Annotated in this window: 1 protein-coding gene; it reads right to left on the reverse strand. The window is 47.2% G+C overall.

What is annotated here, in order from left to right; all coding sequences use genetic code 11:
* Positions 1-84 precede the first annotated feature (84 nt).
* Complete coding sequence (locus FH603_RS28340) at positions 85-531, reverse strand: winged helix-turn-helix domain-containing protein (protein ID WP_186742785.1); 447 nt, start codon at positions 529-531, stop codon at positions 85-87.
* Positions 532-576 lie beyond the last annotated feature (45 nt).

Consider the following 576-nt stretch of genomic DNA (forward strand, 5'->3'; position numbering starts at 1 on the left):
AGTAATGGCAACAAGTAACAGGCAGCCTCATCCACATACAGAATCACTCGCTTCTCCTGTTGGGCTTTTTTTTAGCGCCAGCAGTCACTCGTCTCGCCATTCACGGACGGCTTCGGCACTTTGCTGACGAGCCTTCTTTTGTGGCTTCTGGCGGCTCCAACCTACTTTCTTCAAGATGCGACCCACTTGAGTAGGATCATAACTCACGTTAAAGAACTTCTCAATAACAGCCTTGACGCGCTTACGCGTCCAGATCTCACCGGGAAAGTGGTGATGCTGAGGCCCTTTGTTTAACTCTTCCACTAATTGGGCTAACTGTTCTTTAGTTAACCGAGGAGCAGCACCCTTGGCTTTACGATAAAGCAAGGCGGCTTCACCTTGCTGGTCAAATTTAGTTAAGGTACGACTGACCCAACCTTGGGTTAAGCCAAATGCGTCGGCAATGGCCTCTTGTTTCCAGCCTAAATGGTGTAGCTCAACACAGCGTCGGCGGAATACCTCATACTCTTTGGGTAAATATTTTGCTTTCATACAAGCAAAATACAAATATTACAGACCAGTACCCACCTCTATAAT

Origin of the sequence: Spirosoma utsteinense, assembly GCF_014282275.1 — a bacterium.
In the GTDB taxonomy this organism is placed as follows: domain Bacteria; phylum Bacteroidota; class Bacteroidia; order Cytophagales; family Spirosomataceae; genus Spirosoma; species Spirosoma utsteinense.